The organism is Vibrio sp. T20 (assembly GCF_007858795.1).
Taxonomy (GTDB): domain Bacteria; phylum Pseudomonadota; class Gammaproteobacteria; order Enterobacterales; family Vibrionaceae; genus Vibrio; species Vibrio satsumensis.
Genome location: NZ_VFEB01000196.1, coordinates 1 through 16920 on the forward strand (window position 1 = coordinate 1; position 16920 = coordinate 16920).

The 16920-nt window shown below is 43.4% G+C and carries 15 protein-coding genes; 10 read left to right on the top strand and 5 right to left on the bottom strand.

Translation table 11 applies throughout. The features are described 5' to 3' along the window. Positions 1-91: 91 nt before the first annotated feature. Positions 92-733 carry an outer membrane beta-barrel protein gene (locus FTW16_RS21005; protein WP_146492354.1) on the bottom strand — a complete coding sequence of 214 codons (642 nt, stop codon included), beginning with the start codon at positions 731-733 and terminating at the stop codon, positions 92-94. Between the two features lie 150 nt (positions 734-883). Here FTW16_RS21005 and FTW16_RS21010 point away from each other — a divergent pair, with 150 nt between their 5' ends. Together FTW16_RS21010 and FTW16_RS21015 are read left to right on the top strand one after the other, a co-directional pair. Then, on the top strand, positions 884-2773 hold the full coding sequence (locus FTW16_RS21010) for a DUF294 nucleotidyltransferase-like domain-containing protein (protein ID WP_086713110.1): 1890 nt from the start codon (positions 884-886) through the stop codon (positions 2771-2773). Between the two features lie 5 nt (positions 2774-2778). After that, positions 2779-3495, top strand: a complete 717-nt coding sequence (locus tag FTW16_RS21015) for a 3'-5' exonuclease (RefSeq protein ID WP_123325961.1) — start codon at positions 2779-2781, stop codon at positions 3493-3495. A gap of 81 nt (positions 3496-3576) precedes the next feature. On the opposite strand, the gene FTW16_RS21020 is transcribed toward FTW16_RS21015, so the two are convergent. Continuing rightward, the gene (locus tag FTW16_RS21020; RefSeq protein WP_123325959.1) at positions 3577-4269 is read right to left on the bottom strand and encodes an MOSC domain-containing protein; all 693 of its coding nucleotides are present in this window, start codon (positions 4267-4269) and stop codon (positions 3577-3579) included. 136 nt (positions 4270-4405) lie between these two features. Between FTW16_RS21020 and FTW16_RS21025 the strand changes: the two genes are divergently transcribed. Continuing rightward, a complete protein-coding gene (locus tag FTW16_RS21025) occupies positions 4406-5215 on the top strand; it encodes an AraC family transcriptional regulator (protein ID WP_146492355.1) in 810 nt (269 codons plus the stop codon). Between the two features lie 90 nt (positions 5216-5305). Here FTW16_RS21025 and serC read toward each other — a convergent pair whose 3' ends face one another. Beyond that, positions 5306-6400, bottom strand: a complete 1095-nt coding sequence (gene serC / locus FTW16_RS21030) for a 3-phosphoserine/phosphohydroxythreonine transaminase (protein WP_146492356.1) — start codon at positions 6398-6400, stop codon at positions 5306-5308. Positions 6401-6563: 163 nt separating this feature from the next. After that, entirely contained in the window at positions 6564-7826 is a 1263-nt protein-coding gene (locus FTW16_RS21035) for a DUF945 family protein (protein ID WP_146492357.1), read from the bottom strand. A 183-nt stretch (positions 7827-8009) separates the two neighbouring features. Here FTW16_RS21035 and FTW16_RS21040 point away from each other — a divergent pair, with 183 nt between their 5' ends. The 3 genes from FTW16_RS21040 (at position 8010) to FTW16_RS21050 (ending at position 11278) form a co-directional block, all read left to right on the top strand. Next, the gene (locus FTW16_RS21040; RefSeq protein ID WP_146492358.1) at positions 8010-9953 is read left to right on the top strand and encodes an ATP-binding protein; all 1944 of its coding nucleotides are present in this window, start codon (positions 8010-8012) and stop codon (positions 9951-9953) included. Continuing rightward, a complete protein-coding gene (locus FTW16_RS21045; RefSeq protein ID WP_146492359.1) occupies positions 9946-10443 on the top strand; it encodes a response regulator in 498 nt (165 codons plus the stop codon). Before FTW16_RS21040 ends, FTW16_RS21045 begins: the two co-directional genes overlap by 8 nt. Positions 10444-10735: 292 nt before the next feature. Continuing rightward, positions 10736-11278, top strand: a complete 543-nt coding sequence (locus FTW16_RS21050) for a hypothetical protein (protein ID WP_060982739.1) — start codon at positions 10736-10738, stop codon at positions 11276-11278. A gap of 131 nt (positions 11279-11409) precedes the next feature. Here the strand turns inward: FTW16_RS21050 and FTW16_RS21055 are convergent, their stop codons facing one another. After that, on the bottom strand, positions 11410-11991 hold the full coding sequence (locus FTW16_RS21055) for a TfoX/Sxy family DNA transformation protein (RefSeq protein ID WP_060982740.1): 582 nt from the start codon (positions 11989-11991) through the stop codon (positions 11410-11412). 353 nt (positions 11992-12344) lie between these two features. Between FTW16_RS21055 and FTW16_RS21060 the strand changes: the two genes are divergently transcribed. From FTW16_RS21060 to panP, 4 genes are all read left to right on the top strand, one after another. After that, positions 12345-13265 carry an HDOD domain-containing protein gene (locus FTW16_RS21060; RefSeq protein ID WP_146492360.1) on the top strand — a complete coding sequence of 307 codons (921 nt, stop codon included), beginning with the start codon at positions 12345-12347 and terminating at the stop codon, positions 13263-13265. Positions 13266-13319: 54 nt separating this feature from the next. Further along, positions 13320-14225: a lysine exporter LysO family protein gene (locus tag FTW16_RS21065; protein WP_146492361.1), complete on the top strand. Its 906-nt coding sequence runs from the start codon at positions 13320-13322 to the stop codon at positions 14223-14225. A gap of 174 nt (positions 14226-14399) precedes the next feature. Then, positions 14400-14927 carry a hypothetical protein gene (locus FTW16_RS21070; RefSeq protein WP_146492362.1) on the top strand — a complete coding sequence of 176 codons (528 nt, stop codon included), beginning with the start codon at positions 14400-14402 and terminating at the stop codon, positions 14925-14927. A 118-nt stretch (positions 14928-15045) separates the two neighbouring features. Continuing rightward, positions 15046-16689, top strand: a complete 1644-nt coding sequence (gene panP, locus FTW16_RS21075) for a pyridoxal-dependent aspartate 1-decarboxylase PanP (RefSeq protein ID WP_146492363.1) — start codon at positions 15046-15048, stop codon at positions 16687-16689. Positions 16690-16920 lie beyond the last annotated feature (231 nt).

A 16920-nucleotide genomic window follows, 5' to 3' on the forward strand; every position in this document is an offset into this window, starting at 1 on the left:
AACTTTACGGGGTCACTTCAATTAAGCTGGCTTTTTTGTGTCTGAACATTGATGTATCAACTGTTGACGTACTTAGTCTCAATATCACTAACTAATATTCTAAGAAAAACTCCACTCCCAGCTCATTGGTTCGTTCGCTACGAATCTTGCCTTCTCCATCTCGATGTTGGTATGAGCCACCAATCGCAAACTTATTGGTCACCAGATAGCGTAAACCTAAGTGATAAATCTCTTCATCAAACAGATCACTTCGATTCAATTGCACACTCCCGTTAGCTACCCAACGTTTTGCAAAACCATAGTTAAGTTCGGCTTTTACCCCTTGGATGAACTCAGTGTCTGAAGATTCAGTTCGGTTAGTGTCATTATCTTCAACCTTACCTTTCGTGATACCAAGCAGGTAGTAAGCCACTATATCTAAATCTTTCTTAATGCTGTAACGGTAACCAACACCTGGCATCAGCGTATCAATTCGAGTTGTGGTGTCATCAGGGTGAATAAAGCGTGCGCTGTAGTCTCCCAGCAACAACCAATCATCCGTCATCGCGTAACTGACGCCTAATCCATACGACGAGGCATTGTTATTACTGCCTGCATCTTCATTTAAACTGCCCGAATGCGCCGTGGCATAAATATGGTCGTAATCCAAAATATCCACTGCGTTAGTGTCCGCCCACAAACTTGGAGAAAACATAAAAACCGCAGATACAAAACTAAGCTTCCACTTCGACATTCCTATCATCCTTAAACTGTCACTCCATTAATTGAAAGGTTAGTCTATCCATAAGACTTTAAAAAGGTTTTGGCTCACAGATTGATTTGTGACGGCAAAATATTATCAAATGTTGTACCATGAAATCATACAAACCAATGGATGATCATTATGGATGCTGAGTTATTAGAGATTCAAAACTTTCTGGCGCAATACCCCCCTTTCACAGAACTCCCTGAGGAGATGTTGGCGAAAGTGACCAGTAGCGTGGAAATTTCTTATTACCGCCAAGATACCCCGATCATTCACTTTGGTGATCAAATTCATGACTTATACATCGTTCGAAGTGGCGAAGTCGAAGTCTACCGTCGTAAAGGCGAACTCTATAACCGCCTTGATGAAGGCCACTTATTCGGTCAAATGGGCCTACTGACCAACAACAAGGTGCGTTTCCCAGTTAAAGCGACCGAAGACACCCTGCTCTACTGCATTCCTGAGCCTATCTTCCAAGAGCTCTACGACAACTACGACTCCTTTGCCGATTTCGTAGAAGTAGAAGATAACGCGCGACTACGCCAAGCCAACTCAGACAGTAACGACGCGAACGACCTAACGACATCCAAAGTAAAAACGCTGCTGACCAGCGAAGCGCCAATGATCGAAAAAACGCGCACTATTCAGCAAGCTGCAACCATGATGGCACAAGATAATGTGTCCTCTTTGCTTATCATCGACCCAGATATCGTTGAAGATGATGAAGATGACTCAACACCAGTGATCGGCATCATCACTGACCGAGATTTATGTACGCGTGTACTCGCCGAAGGTCTAGACCCATCGGACGAGGTATCCAGTGTGATGACGCCAGAGGTTATCTCACTCGACCACAATGCCTACGTATACGAAGCCATGATGACCATGCTTCGCTACAACGTGCATCACTTGCCGGTGCTTAAAGATAAGAAGCCTATCGGTATTATCGAAGCGACTGATATTGTCCGTTACGAGTCTCAAAACTCACTATTGCTTGTGAGCAGTATCTTCCAGCAACAGAGTATTGAAGACCTGAAGGTGCTTTCTGAACAAGTAAAAGACAGCTTTGTGCGCTTGGTTAACGAAGATGCCAACGCCCACATGGTGGGTACTGCAATGTCGGTAATTGGTCGTAGCTTTAAGCAACGTATTATCGAACTGGGTGAAGAGAAGTTGGGCAAGGCTCCTATTCCTTATTGTTTCCTCGCACTCGGCTCGATGGGGCGTGATGAGCAGTTGCTCGTTACTGACCAAGATAACGCAATTATTCTTGATGATACCTACGATGAGAAAAAGCACGGCAAGTACTTTGAAGAGCTCTCAAAATTCATTTGTGACGGCTTAGACCAATGTGGCTATGTGTACTGTACAGGTGACATCATGGCGACTAACCCAACATGGCGTATGACTCGTAGAGAATGGGAAGAGTGCTTTGCCGATTGGATTGATGACCCGAACCCGAAAGCACTGTTGAATGCTTCAATCTTCTTCGACCTGGATGGCGTTTATGGCCGCCTGAAGTGGGCTGAGCAATTAAACAGCTTTATCGTTCGACGCGCACGTAAAAACAACCGCTTCTTAGCCTGTCTTGCACGTAACGCACTCAACCGTACGCCGCCACTTGGTTTCTTTAAAGACTTCGTGATGGAGAAAGATGGCCGTCATAACAACTCCATCAACCTTAAGCGCCGTGGTACTGCGCCATTAGCAGATTTGATTCGTGTTCATTCATTGGCAGTGGGCTCTCGTTCTAAGAACTCATTCGAACGTTTAGATGACATTATCGACGCAGGTATTCTGCCAAAAGGTCGAGCTCAAGATTTGAAAGATGCGATGGAGTTTATCTCTCTGGTTCGTATTCGCCACCAAGCACACGATGTTGATAATAATGTCGAGCCTGATAACAACATCGAACCAGAGAACCTGTCTGACTTCGAGCGACGTAACCTTAAGGATGCATTCCAAATATTAAGTAATGCGCAAAACTTCCTTAAGTTCCGTTATCAAGCCAGCAATAAGTTTAAGTAGGGCCTATGAACAAACTATTCAGATCACCTGCGGTCGATTGGCCATTTAAGTTTGCTCAGAAGCTAGAAAGAGCGAGAGATGAGCGCTTAAAGCACTTTTATAGCCAGCCTCTTCCCGCGCCTGATACGCCAATTTCAGAAGTGATGTTCTTAGCGGTCGACTTTGAGACAACAGGCTTAAATCCAAACAAAGATGGCATCATCACCATTGGCCTTGTCCCGTTTACGCTCAATCGTATTTACTTGCGACAAGCCAGGCACTGGACACTGCGGCCAAAGCAGAAGTTGGAAGAAGATTCTGTGGTAATTCATGGCATCACTCACAACGACATCATTGATGCGCCAGATCTTAGCGAAGTGTTGGATGAGATATTAGAAGCGATGGGGGGACATATCCCAGTGGTTCATTATCGCCGTATCGAACGGGACTTCTTGGATAATGCATTGAAAGTGAGATTAGGTGAAGGGATCGAATTTCCAGTCCTCGACACGCTCGAGATTGAATCTCAAATCCAGAACAAGCTAGCCGGTGGCCTGTGGAACAAGCTCAAAGGTAAGAAACCAGCCTCAGTAAGACTTGGCCAAAGTCGTCGTCGATACCACCTACCCGACTACACACCGCATCATGCATTAACTGACGCGATTGCGACTGCTGAGCTACTCCAAGCGCAGATTGCTCATCACTTTGATGCTGAGATGCCTTTGAAGAGTTTCTGGTTATAGCCACACTGAAAGTGAAAATTTGTCACTATTAAAAAACCCGCTATGTGCAATTAGCGGGCTTTCTTAATTTCACTACTGGCTTTATACCGCAGTAGGCCCAACCAAGCGCATTTCCCAGTCTTCGACTTTTCCTGTTTCAAGGCGACGTGCAACAAGCGCTCCCCATGATTCAACCAATGGCAGTTCAGCCATCTGACTTAGCTCTTCTTTATCTAAACTACCTGTGAAAACAGCCCCCATGATACGAGCGAGCGACCAATCTGGGTATGGCCTTTCACACAGAATAATCTCGTCACCTGCGCCAATATCGCCCTCTTCCAATACACGGAAATACCAGCCTGTTCGAAGCGTGTCTTGCAGTCTTCTCGCCATATCGTTCTGCTCGAATCGCACATTGAGTTTCCAGCAAGGCATACGCCCTTGTGAGACTTCCAATAATGTTGATCCGATACGAACCTTATCTTTCAAACAAATAGATTGTTCCGTGATGCCACTTGAGCTTAGGTTCTCACCAAATGCACCTGAAAATTGAAAGATACCTTTGTCACCTAACTCTTTCTGCCAAACTGAATAGTGCTCGCTTGGGTAGATATGAAGGGCTTTTTGAATGCCGCCATGGAAACGCGGATCACCTTGTTCATCGTTGGTAAAACCAAGCTCTGTCGCGTATTGGCGCTCTGATAAAACTTGCTTATCAATAGCACTTTTTGCTCCGTGTGCGAAGGCGACAATTTTTCCTACCAATACACTATTTACTACGCCTAACTTCTTCATATCCCTTCCTTCTTACTGAAAACATACTTGCTGAACTGCGTGAAATAAAACGACACTGCTACTCAACTTCATTCTCTTTGCCGAGCATGATAGCCTAGGGTCGCCCGTCTAGGTAGGGATATAAGGACACTTAACCATGCTAACCCGCCAAATTGATTCTCGTACCGGAGTTGTCACCTCCAATAGGATGATGGTCGCTAATCCAAATTCGCCCGCGCTCGTTAAGACTATCGACATGCCGAAAGGTTACATCGATGCGATGCACCAGCACACATGGCATCAAGTGATCTTTCCACTCAAAGGTTTGCTACAGACTCAAACAGAACACTATCAACACCTTGTGCCGCACACATCGGCTTTATTTGTACCTGCCGGTATTTCACATGAGTCTATCGCATTGAGCCATACCACGTTTGTTGGTATTTACCTTAACCCAGCCTTTGGAAAGGAGTATGAGCCCGAAGTTCGAACCATCACACTTACTCCCTTTCTAAATGAGCTATTACAAGAAATTCGAAGACAGTGTGAGGGCTTGGTGAGCGATGAAGAAGTGTCTCGCCTACTGTCCGTATTGCACGACCAAATAATGAAAGACAACGTGCAAACATTTCAGCTGTTATTGCCACAAGACAGGCGTTTGAAGTTGATATTTGAAGCCCTCACTGATGAGCCAAATTTAGACTTGTCACTCAAAGAATGGGGAGAAAAAGTCGGAGCATCGGAACGAACATTATCGCGATTATTCTCAAAAGAATTCAACACGTCATTTCAGCTGTGGCGACAACAAATTCGACTGATTTATTCATTATCTTTGCTTGATGAAGAACTCTCGATTCAACGAATTGCTGACCTGGTTGGTTATCAAAACGACTCATCGTACATCAAGACGTTTAGAGCATATTTTAACGTCACGCCGCAGCAATTTCGTTTAAACAGCAAAAAATAGTTAGTGTTACTGGGAAGTGGTTGAAGGGCTAAAAAAGAAAAAGAGGAGCTAATAGCTCCTCTTTGAATGGTTTAATCTCGTGTGACCAGATTAAGCGTACTTCTCTTCGAAATCTTTCATGAAGCTTACAAGCGCTTGCACACCTTCTAGAGACATCGCATTGTAAAGCGAAGCTCTCATGCCACCTACAGCTCTATGGCCTTTTAGTGATTTCAGACCCGCAGCGTCAGCCAATTCTAAGAACTTGCCATCTAGTTCAGGTTTCGCAAGTTGGAACGGTACGTTCATTCTTGAACGGTTTGCAGTGTGAACATCGTTTTTGTAGAAAACTGAGCTATCGATAGCATTGTAAAGCAACGCTGCTTTCTCTTTATTCACCAATTCCATCGTTTCAACACCACCTTGAGCTTTCAGCCACTTGAACACAAGGCCTGATAGGTACCAAGCGTACGTTGGTGGTGTGTTGAACATTGAGTCTTTTTCAGCAAGTACTTTGTAGTTCAGAATACTCGGCAACACGTCATTTGCAAGATCTAGCAAATCATCACGTACGATAGCGATGCAGATACCAGCCGGACCGATATTCTTTTGCGCGCCCGCGTAGATAACACCGTACTGAGACACATCGATCTTACGAGACAGAATGTTAGATGACATGTCCGCCACGATTGGCTTATCAGTTTGAGGAAGCTCGCTGATTTCAATACCATCGATGGTTTCGTTTGGACAGAAATGTACGTACGCCGCTTCTGGATCGATTTTCCAATCTTTAGCGGGAACAACCGCTGCTTTTCCATCAATTGACGTCTTCGCGTTGAATACATCGATCTCACAGTACTTGCTTGCTTCAGTTACCGCACTTTCCGCCCAGTAACCTGCATCGATGTAAGTCGCTTTCGTCGCATCACCTAAAAGGTTTAGAGGAACAGCAGCGAATTGAGCACGAGCGCCCCCCTGACAGAAAAGAACTTTGTAATTGTCTGGGATGTTCAGAAGATCACGTAAGTCCTGTTCGGACTCGTCAGCAACTTGAATAAATTCCTTGCTGCGATGGCTAATTTCCATCACGGAAGTCCCTAAACCATTCCAATCAATAAAGTCTGCTTGCGCTTGTTTCATTACAGGTTTAGGCAGTGCGGCTGGACCTGCACTGAAGTTGAATACGTTATCTAATGTAAGTTCCATGGGGATGATTGCTCCTGCTAAATAATAACTATGCAAGTAATACCATGTTTTACCCAACATAAAAACAACAAAAGAGGTCTTAAGACCTCTTTTGTTTTGTACCGTATAAAATGTTTAAGCTTAACCTGCTAAATCACCCTATCAGTATCAAAGCTAGCTCAGTTTATTGAACAAAAACTGGCATAAGTAGAGCGATTAACGGAATTTCTTGTCCATTTTCGAACACTAGGTTTCCATTTTCTAAGTCAGCACTGATTTCATAACCACTTTCTGTTTGCTTGATCATTTCCATCACAAGCAATTCATCGATACCTTCACGGATGAATGGGTATTCTTCAACAAGCTCATTTGAGAAGCTAGAGTGAACGTTGCCCGTTAATGCAGGCATGATCATCGAAGGGTTGCTGCTGATATTTTCTGTCCCTTCCGGTACGCTCACCAACCACTTAGATTCGAATTGACCCTTGCCTAGTTCTAGCGACATGTTGTTCATTGAAAGGTCAAAGCCTTTAGCAAACAGGATATCGATAAATGGAATGATCTCTGCGATGTCTTCTTGCGTCAGCACTGGATTAGATTGGTAAATCTCAAAGATTTTCTCGAATGATTCGCTATCTAATTTCGATATTTCAAAATCAACGTTTAAGTTGTTCAACTGACCTTCACTGGTCTCGATATTTGCGATATCCAGTTTAAGATTGCTGCGCAGGCGCTTAGTCGCTTCATCTAGGTGCGATTCAAAATCGTACTTAGAGTTTTCAATGGTCATGAATGGCTGCATTGCAGAATCTGAAACCAAGAAGCTATCGATAGTGAAATTCTGGGTTCCTAACCAGTAGCCTTTCGCTTGTTGGCCTGAACCAACACCTTTCAAATTAGACAGCGTTACCTCTTCACCGGTTTCGAAATCAATTTGAACTGAAGGAATAGAAAGCTCGTAATCAACCTGCCCTAAAACAGTAGCATGGCCAGAAAGATTCGATTTAGTGATCGATACCGAAGTACCATTCTCATCAGAGCCTTGATGATTGAACTGGCTTAACTCGAAGTTAAAATCAGTGTTGCCGTTTAGCTCAGTGCTAGTTGTCAGAGTTAGAGGCAGAATATCAGTATTCTCAAACGTCGACAGTGCATTTAGGCTCACCAAACCGTGGCTAACCGCACTATTGATGACAAACTCACTCGGCAGGCCATCGATCGCAAGTTGCTCTTTCAGGTTTTCATCCGTCACAGTTAAACGAGTGGTTACGTTGGAAGACAAGTAACCTCTATCGTATTCTACGATCTCAGCTTGAATGCTTGAATTGTTAAGCTTTGCAACGCCATCGGTAATCGCATTTTGTCCAATTTGTCCAACCGCTAGCGGCCAGCAAAGTGCTAATGAGATTGCTCCGCCAATTGCACCAATTTTTCTTAACTGTTCCATGAGTTCTCTTTCTACACTAGTCTGTTTTTTTTAGTCTAACCCATCAGTAGCAAACAAGAAACATTGAGTTAAATCAGTCTATTGCTCGATACTTCAATTGCCTCAGTAAATTAAAGGCTAGCTCTCATCCTTGCTGAGCAGTTCTTGCTAGGCTAGAAGCGTCGCTACTACTAAGGTTGAACTGTGAATCAATACGCTGTTATCTGCTTGGACAATAATCCGGTTAGCATTGAAAGAATACGTTCGGAGCTGGCTCCATTAGCTTCTGTATTCGATATTTATACTGCCGAGAACATAGAAGACGCGCACCAAGCATTAGAAGATATCCATGATCACCACCAAACCGTTGCCTTGGTGATCACCCATCATCATTCTGAATTTAATGGCGTGCAATTTCTTATTGAACTGGAACAACTGCCCCATAGTAATACCGCAAGAACGATATTAGTCAGCGCCTCGTCAGACATTCAATCCATTCTGACCGCAGTGAATGAAGGCCGACTCAACCACTGTCTAACCAAACCAGTTCAAGATCAGGTTCTGTTCAAATCAGCGCAAAAAGAGCTAACGTCTTTCGTTATCCAATACGACTCCGAAAACCTGTTGTCTTACAGCGGCGCATTGGATCAACAGCGCTTACTCAGAGCCCACATCGAGAAAAAGATTCACTCTTTTCAATCGGGTTTTATTCACGACTACCACCAGCTTTCTGATAATGCACTTGCAGAACGTGTCGTTAGCGCCTTACAAGATGTATTTTCGAAAGATGACAAAAACAAGGCTGTCCGTAACTACTCCCCTGAACATCTACTCACTGTTGAAGGTGAAGACAATCGCTTTTTATGGCTAATCATTGAGGGGGAAGCTGCGCTCTACAAGAAAGATGAGTTGGGGCAACAGCGAGAAGTGGTACGTCACTCCAAGGGGAACATTGTCGGCGGGATGTCATTCGTGACCGGTGAGCCCTCCTTTTCTACCGCGATAACCCTAACGCAAACACGCGTTATCAAGCTGGATAAAGATAGCTTTGCTCAGGTGATGCATTCCAACAATACCTTGCTGCCGCTATTTACTAATCTATTGCTTCGTCACTTTAACCGGCGCCTACAAAGAAGTATCACCAATAAGATCAAACTGCAGCAAACGTTGGAATCACTCGAGTCTGCTCATCAACAACTGATAGAGAAGGAAAAAATGGCAATGCTAGGTCAGCTTGTCGCGGGAGTCGCACATGAGCTGAATAACCCGATTGCAGCAATATTGAGAAGCATCGAAACTCTGTCAGAACATCTCGACCAGATATTGGCAAACCTATCCGTCCCAGAGTCCAATAAAGGGACTGACGTACTTGCACATTCAAAGTTAGCTAAGCCACTGTCGACGGCTCAAGAAAGACAGCTCGTAAAACATCTTACATCGACTATTGATGACCGAGCTTTAGCAAAAAAGGCAGTGAGACTAAACCTAAGTCAAGATTCTTCGGTACTAGACACCTTGAAAGAGTCCCCTGTCGCAGGCAAAGAACTGCTTAATGACTTAGAGCATTACCACTATGTTGGAAACTCTATCCGCTCAATTCAAGTGTGCAGCAAGCGTATTGCCGACATGGTCAAAAGCCTAAAAAGCTATGCCCGGGAAGATGAAGAAGTTCGCCACTACACAGATATCCACGAAGGGCTTGAAGATACCTTAGTGATCTTTGAAAACAGGCTCAAACATCACCAACTGGAAAAGCATTACGACACTGACTTACCGCCTTTATTGTGCCAGTCGCTCTCGCTGCAACAAGTGTGGACGAACCTCATCTCCAATGCACTTGACGCCCTTTCCGAACGAGGAAAAGTGTCCATTACTACCTCTCAACAGACAAAAGGCGACGACACGTTTCTTGTGGTGCAAATATCCGATACTGGCCACGGGATTGCCAAAGAAGACATCAACACCATTTTCAACCCAAATTTCACGACCAAAAAAGAAGGCAACTTTGGTTTAGGGATTGGGTTATCCATTTCACAACAAATCGTTTCGGCTCATCAAGGGTTTATTTTGGTTGAGTCTGAGGTAGGTAGCCATACTCACATGCAAGTGTGGCTTCCATTCAAACAAGAAGGAGCACCTCATGAATAAGTACTTAATTTTATGTGTCGATGATGAACCTGAGGTCCTCAACAGTGTCCTTCAAGACTTAGCTGTATTTGAAGAGGACTTTATCGTGGAAGGTGCAGAATCGGTTGACGAAGCTAAACAAGTCATTAAAGAAATGGGACAAGATGGTATTAAGCTCGCTTTGATCTTGTGTGACCACATCATGCCAGAAAAGACAGGCATCGATTTTCTGATCGAACTCAACCAACACGACGCGACTAAGCCAACACGTAAACTGCTGCTCACCGGGCAAGCTGGGCTGGAAGATACCGTCACGGCCATTAACAACGCTGCACTTGATTTCTATATTTCAAAACCTTGGCAAGGTGACCAACTGAGAGACACGATTACTCAACAATTGACTGACTATGTCATTGCCAACGACAAGCAATTGCTTAACTGGACTTCCATCTTAGATACCGAGCGCATACTGACTTCAATGGCGGATAAACGCACCAGCTTTGGTGAATAGCACTGAATAGTTAATAGACACTGAGAAAAGCAGCATCCGATATAAGAACCGTCCAAATACATATAAATTTTGGATAATTTGCTCGTCTATTTTCCTTATTCGCCCTAAAACATGAGATCTCCGTTGCAGACTGATCCTTAATTTGCTTATTTTTTAACTAAATGAGTAAGGATTTACATTTTAAAGGATTACTTTTCCGTGAGTTAGATTAAACTGTCTCAATGTTTATGGTTTGCCGATTTGTCTCAAACCAAAGGAATTAACACTAACTATATATAGGTTTACGGTCGTTATGCGCAAAATTCTACTTACTACCGCTATGCTATTGGCTTCTGGTCAAGCACTAGCTGTTGATGAACAACCACAAGTCATGAGCAACTTTAACTATGATTACTTTGAAGCACGTATCGGTGCTAGCCCAGTAACATTTGGTGGCGCGTTCAGTAAGTCAATTCACCCGAACGCTCACGCTATAGCTCGTATCGACTCTGAATTTGAAGGTGATTACGACTCTGCTGTAGGTCTTGGTTTCCACGCTCCGTTAAACAACTGGGCAGACCTAACAGGTGAAATGCTAGCTCGTATCGTTCAGCCTGAGAACTCAAGCTCTACTGATATCGGTATGGAAATCAACATTGGTGTTCGTCAATGGCTTGGTCCACAACTAGAAGTTGGTGGTAAAGGTGGTTACGTTTCTATCGATGACAACGATGATTGGACAGGTTCTGTTTACGCGCGTTTCCACTCTACAGAGCTATTCTCTCTAGGCGCTGAAGCTCGTATTAACGACTTCTACGGTGACCAACTTATGTTCACTGCTCGCTTCAAGTACTAATACTTAAAGCCCAGCTAGCTCTTAATGAGCACTTAGCCTCTCAAACTAGCTAAGACAAAAACAAAAAAACCGAGGACATTCCTCGGTTTTTATTTATTAACAGTAATCTTAAACATATAAGGCAAACTTCTTTAGTGGCAGCTCTTTAGTAATTGCTGCTTGCGTGGCTCTTGTAATAGTTTCCAGTGAATACCATCAATTGCACCCGCAAATTTCCAAAGTAGTTTTAGGTCAACATCGTTTCCGTACGCTTCGCGAACCTTATTAAACACTTCAGGCGCGCCCAACTGCATAAACATTGAAACATCATCTACTCCCGCCTTTTTAACCATGCGCTCTAATGTAAGCTGCATGTTTGGTAGATCTCTTAATCTACGGCTAGCTGATGACTTCTTGAAGCTACGCTGCTGAATTGAATTATCGATTGAAGTACGAATAATACAATCCAATTCAGGATGTTCACAGGTAAACAGATCCGTAATATCGTAGTAGTTTACAGTTGCTGTTGTCTGTTTTTTTACATGACGATACTTTTCACAATCAAGATCGGTCAGTTTCTTATCTAATGACTTTCCACCTCTAATGAATAAACAACCTTCACTCAATAAAGCGAACATAGCGTCATTTTGAAAGAGGCCAATACCTCCAAACATAGAACGTTTTTGATGCTCACCAAATTGATTCACGTAATTAATAAATGCTGTCTCGGTCATATCCGTTGATCCTTAATCAAATTACCCCGATTAGGTTGATCACCAGACAAGCAGCTTTTTATGCGAAAAATTTTTATCTATTTATTGTTTAGGTGAATATTATGATTTCGTTTTTCACCTTGAAATAAATCATACTTCGAAAAGAAAAATAAGTCTGGACTTAGTTCACATCAATCAATTGAGCATTCTGGTTTTTCATGATTCACATCACACTAAACTATCAAACCATGCTTGAATTTTGACACTCACTGATACACCGCTTCAAATTATTAAAGGTTATGTCGTCGGATGAGTATTGCCTCCCAGCATCCTGGCTTGTAAAATGGAAGAACATACATGTTTTTACTTTTTATATGAATCATTTATCGTTTTTCTGGCTACCACAAAATAAGGCTCTTCTCCTAAAGGGTCTAGAATCAGAGTTTGCCCAACTTGTTGGCCATTCTATCTCAGCGGGAAAAATAACACTTCCTCCTATCCCTAACGTTGTACTGAAAATTCAAAAGCTTTGTACCCTAGACTCAACCGGAATTGCCGAAATTGCCGAGTGCTTACTCGAAGATCCAGGCCTCACAGCTATCGTCATTCGCGTAGCTAACTCCGTTGTTTTCAACAGGCGCAACATTACTTGTGTCGATATTATGACGGCCGTATCACGCCTTGGTATATTAAGAGTGCGTGACATCGTTACGGCTCAGGCTATTGAACAACTCAAGCATTCAGTCAACCTAAGTAAAGAGTGTAATGAGTTATTGGTTCAGAGTGCTTCTGTGTCAAAAGAGCTAGGCGCAACCATGGTATTAGTTACCAACGGCTTCAAAGAGCTCTCCCCTATTGAATACCGCTACCTTGAACATGAGAAGTCACTGCTTGTTGGATTACTCGCTGACATTGGCTTGTTCTGCTTGGTTAGCGAATACCACCTTTACCTTGAGAACGGCAATTACCTAGACCACAATATCGCCCTACAAATATTCCAAGGCCAGTGCTCTGCGACCAGTAAATTGGTACTTAACCGTTGGGGTTTCGACAGCGACTTTATTGATGTGTGTAGCAATACCATCAATAGCCATGAACAGCGTGAAGTGTCTTACTTGGATATCGCTCGAATCGCTAACCACCTGCTGATGTTCAGAAACAAGGACGAGAACATCGATGATCACGAAGTTGAACTTAACGTGACGGGTGCAGAGGTGCTTTATAAATTAAGCAACTTGAGCAAACGTGATTTTAATGCAAAGCTAAGCGACGTGATCAATACTAGCGGCTTCTAAGTCACTGTTAAATTACAAGTAAATGTAATATGAAATAAATGCAACGAGGAAAGCATGTTTACAGGGATGATCTTTATATTTGCGCCACTCGTCGTGGGGTATCTTTTTTCTATTTCAAACACTCAAACGCTCGAATTCATCAACCGCTCAACATCGCGGTTGATCTACGTGATTCTCGCATTAATGGGGTTAAGCTTAGCCGCTCTTGATAATCTGGGCAGTAACCTGCAGACAATCCTTCTTTATACCGCCACTTTCTTTGTCTGCTTAAGCGTTTGTAACCTGATGGCTCTGCCCGCTATTGATAAGTTACTGCCACTCAAGACTGACAGCAGTAACAAGAAACTGCCCCTATCTTCTATGGCAATGGAGTCTGCCAAGCTGATCCTTGTGGTGGGCTCAGGCCTTATCGCTGGTTTAGTAATGCCTATTAGCCTTGATTGGGTTGATACCGCAAGCGAATGGATTCTGTTTGTTCTTCTCTTCTTTATCGGCATTCAACTGCGTAATAGCGGGCTGACACTTCGTCAGATCCTGCTCAACAAACATGGCATGTTCATCGCAATCACGATTATCACTACCTCAATGTTAGGCGGTGTGATCGCGGCTTATATTCTTGATATTCCTCTTTTCAAAGCCCTAGCTATGTCTTCTGGATTTGGCTGGTACTCTCTGGCAGGTATCTTGATGGGTGACGCCTTTGGCCCAGTCTATGGCGGCGCATCTTTCATGCTTGAGCTATTAAGAGAGTTGGTTGCCTTGGTACTGATTCCAGTACTGATTCGCAGCTATCCATGCACTTCCATTGGTTATGCTGGTGCTACGGCGATGGACTTCACCCTACCGGTCATTCAAACAACAGGTGGCGTCCGATGTGTGCCTATCGCTATCGTCAGTGGCTTTATCCTAAGCTTGCTTGTTCCGATATTGATGTTGTTCTTTGTATCTCTTGCTAACTAGATCGCAGGAATAGCGTTTGTTTTAGATTAGAATGCAACTCGAATACCAATGCCCAAGACACCGATACAGTTACCGAAATAAAAAGGCACTAAGTGTCATTGCTCAACAAATAACGATCACGGTACCCTGTAACGACAAAGTTATAAAAAGAATAAACTTACAAAAGGAACCACTATGAAACGCCTTTGCGTCGCATTACTGCTAGCTACAACTTCTACTTTCTCTTTTGCAGCAGATTCAATGTCTGAGACAAACCAGTGCCAAGCAAAAAAATATGATGCGTACATCGACGCTTCTTTAGGTTGGTATACTGACCTTGCTGCATTAACTTCTGAGCAATATCCAGAGCTAACAGAAGTAAGTGAGTGGTTCCTAGAAGGTCGTAAGCACCACTTTGAGCTAAATCGTGCTGCCGTTCACTACTACTTAGTCAACGACTCAAGCAAAGTGGCTACAGAGCAACCTGTTGAAGGTTGGCTACAGCTGGAGCAACACGACATTAAGACGCTTTCACAGCGCGATGACGAACTAGGCAAAGTAGCAAAAACCACGTTCGACGACCGCCAATCAAAGCCTCATGCTCAAAACTACGAGCTACGCTCAGCGTTTGCAGAACTGCTTAGCCACCCTAAGCAAATCGACACAGCGCTTCAACGCTACAACCAGTCGATTGCTAAACTTGAAGCGATTAAGTGTAAATAACCACTCATTTAATATGCTTTTTTGAGAAGTTGGATTTCATAATTAAGACGGGACATTGTTCCCGTTTTCGTTTAGATTGTCCCGCTCGCGTCAATATTAGAAAAATAACTCGCTTGCTATGGTTACGGAACAAAAAACAGCAGATGTTAGCTTCGACAGTCTTCTACGTATCTTCACGGTACCGGAAGGCCCAGATTCAACACTCACTCAAATTGAAGACAAACTTTCACGAAACCTGAATCAATTCTTACGTGAACACATTGTGGCTGAAGAAAAGCCACTGCGTGAAATTGAGAAAGATTTTTCAAATGCTCATATCCCAGAGCAGCCTGAGTTTGTTTCTGAACATACTGAGCATCTCCTCGATTCTCTTGTGTCTCATTCGGTTCACACGTCTTCGCCAAGTTTCATTGGCCACATGACGTCTGCTTTGCCGTACTTCCTGATGCCGCTTTCTAAAATCATGATTGCGTTGAATCAGAATCTAGTAAAAATCGAGACTTCAAAAGCTTTCACTCCCCTAGAACGTCAAGTTCTGGGTATGTTACATCGCCTGATTTATCAAGATAGTGACCAATTTTATTCACGTTGGATGCACAGTGCAAACCACTCTTTAGGTGCGTTTTGTTCTGGTGGTACCATCGCGAACATTACTGCGCTTTGGGTTGCACGTAACAACGCACTAAAAGCGCAAGGTTCGTTCAAAGGTGTGGAAAAAGAAGGCTTGTTTAAAGCCATGAAGCACTACGACTACGAAGGCCTAGCCATCTTAGTCTCTGAACGTGGTCACTACTCTCTGAAAAAAGCCGCGGATGTCCTTGGTATTGGTCAAGAAGGTCTAGTGTCTGTTAAAACGGATAACGACAACCGTATTTGTACGGATGATCTCCGACTCAAGATTGAGCAGCTCAAACAGAACAAGATCAAACCTTTCGCCGTCATTGGTGTAGCTGGTACAACCGAAACCGGTAATATCGACCCGCTAAGAGACATTGCTGAGGTGTGTGCCGAATCAGATTGTCACTTCCATGTGGATGCTGCTTGGGGCGGTGCAACCTTGATGTCTAACAATCATCGTCATCTGCTTGATGGTATCGAATTGGCTGACTCTGTCACCATCGATGCGCACAAACAGCTTTACATCCCTATGGGTGCAGGAATGGTTCTATTTAAGAAGCCAGATGCGATGACAGCGATTGAGCATCATGCTCAATACATCCTACGTAAAGGTTCTAAAGACTTAGGTAGTCATACATTAGAAGGCTCACGTTCAGGCATGGCGATGTTGGTTTACGCAGCTATGCACATCATTAGCCGCCCAGGTTATGAGCTGTTGATCGACCAAAGCATCAACAAAGCGCGTTACTTTGCCGATCTGATTAAACAGCAAAGCGATTTTGAGTTAGTATCAGAGCCAGAGCTTTGCCTGCTGACTTATCGTTATGTACCTGAATCAGTTAAAGCTGCGCTACTTAAAGCGGAGCCTGAACAACGCATGCAGCTGAACGAGTTGCTTAACGAACTTACTAAGTTTATTCAGAAGAAGCAGCGTGAAACCGGCAAATCTTTTGTGTCACGTACTCGCTTAAATCCTGAAACATGGGCACACCAGCCAATCATTGTTTTCCGCGTCGTGTTAGCTAACCCACTAACGGGCAATGAGATACTTTCTTCAGTGCTTGAAGAACAACGCGAAATCTCTAAACTAGCGCCTAACTTGATGGGTAAAATCACCAAGTTGGTTACGCAAATCAACGCATAGCCATTCAATTTTAGTTGCATCAAATTGAAAATTTCTTTCTTTTTGATGTAACTAAGCTGTCAGTTCATACTCAATTTGCATTCTTTTTGCTCAAACCCTCTTCCAATTCTGTACTTTTCTAAAATTTTGTTGAGGTTTGTCATATTCTTAAGCATTCATGCCGTGTTTTTGTATTAGTAAATAGTATGTTGGGTTTATACTGACTCTATGGTGCTAGTTAGCTTGATATCT

Excerpts from the sequence above, each read along its gene's own strand:
- panP (WP_146492363.1), top strand. The coding sequence starts at position 15,046 with ATGGTTACGGAACAAAAAACAGCAGATGTTAGCTTCGACAGTCTTCTA.
- serC (WP_146492356.1), bottom strand. The coding sequence starts at position 6,400 with ATGGAACTTACATTAGATAACGTATTCAACTTCAGTGCAGGTCCAGCC.
- FTW16_RS21065 (WP_146492361.1), top strand. The coding sequence starts at position 13,320 with ATGTTTACAGGGATGATCTTTATATTTGCGCCACTCGTCGTGGGGTAT.
- FTW16_RS21035 (WP_146492357.1), bottom strand. The coding sequence starts at position 7,826 with ATGGAACAGTTAAGAAAAATTGGTGCAATTGGCGGAGCAATCTCATTA.
- FTW16_RS21050 (WP_060982739.1), top strand. The coding sequence starts at position 10,736 with ATGCGCAAAATTCTACTTACTACCGCTATGCTATTGGCTTCTGGTCAA.
- FTW16_RS21055 (WP_060982740.1), bottom strand. The coding sequence starts at position 11,991 with ATGACCGAGACAGCATTTATTAATTACGTGAATCAATTTGGTGAGCAT.
- FTW16_RS21020 (WP_123325959.1), bottom strand. The coding sequence starts at position 4,269 with ATGAAGAAGTTAGGCGTAGTAAATAGTGTATTGGTAGGAAAAATTGTC.
- FTW16_RS21060 (WP_146492360.1), top strand. The coding sequence starts at position 12,345 with ATGAATCATTTATCGTTTTTCTGGCTACCACAAAATAAGGCTCTTCTC.
- FTW16_RS21005 (WP_146492354.1), bottom strand. The coding sequence starts at position 733 with ATGTCGAAGTGGAAGCTTAGTTTTGTATCTGCGGTTTTTATGTTTTCT.
- FTW16_RS21015 (WP_123325961.1), top strand. The coding sequence starts at position 2,779 with ATGAACAAACTATTCAGATCACCTGCGGTCGATTGGCCATTTAAGTTT.
- FTW16_RS21070 (WP_146492362.1), top strand. The coding sequence starts at position 14,400 with ATGAAACGCCTTTGCGTCGCATTACTGCTAGCTACAACTTCTACTTTC.
- FTW16_RS21045 (WP_146492359.1), top strand. The coding sequence starts at position 9,946 with ATGAATAAGTACTTAATTTTATGTGTCGATGATGAACCTGAGGTCCTC.
- FTW16_RS21025 (WP_146492355.1), top strand. The coding sequence starts at position 4,406 with ATGCTAACCCGCCAAATTGATTCTCGTACCGGAGTTGTCACCTCCAAT.
- FTW16_RS21010 (WP_086713110.1), top strand. The coding sequence starts at position 884 with ATGGATGCTGAGTTATTAGAGATTCAAAACTTTCTGGCGCAATACCCC.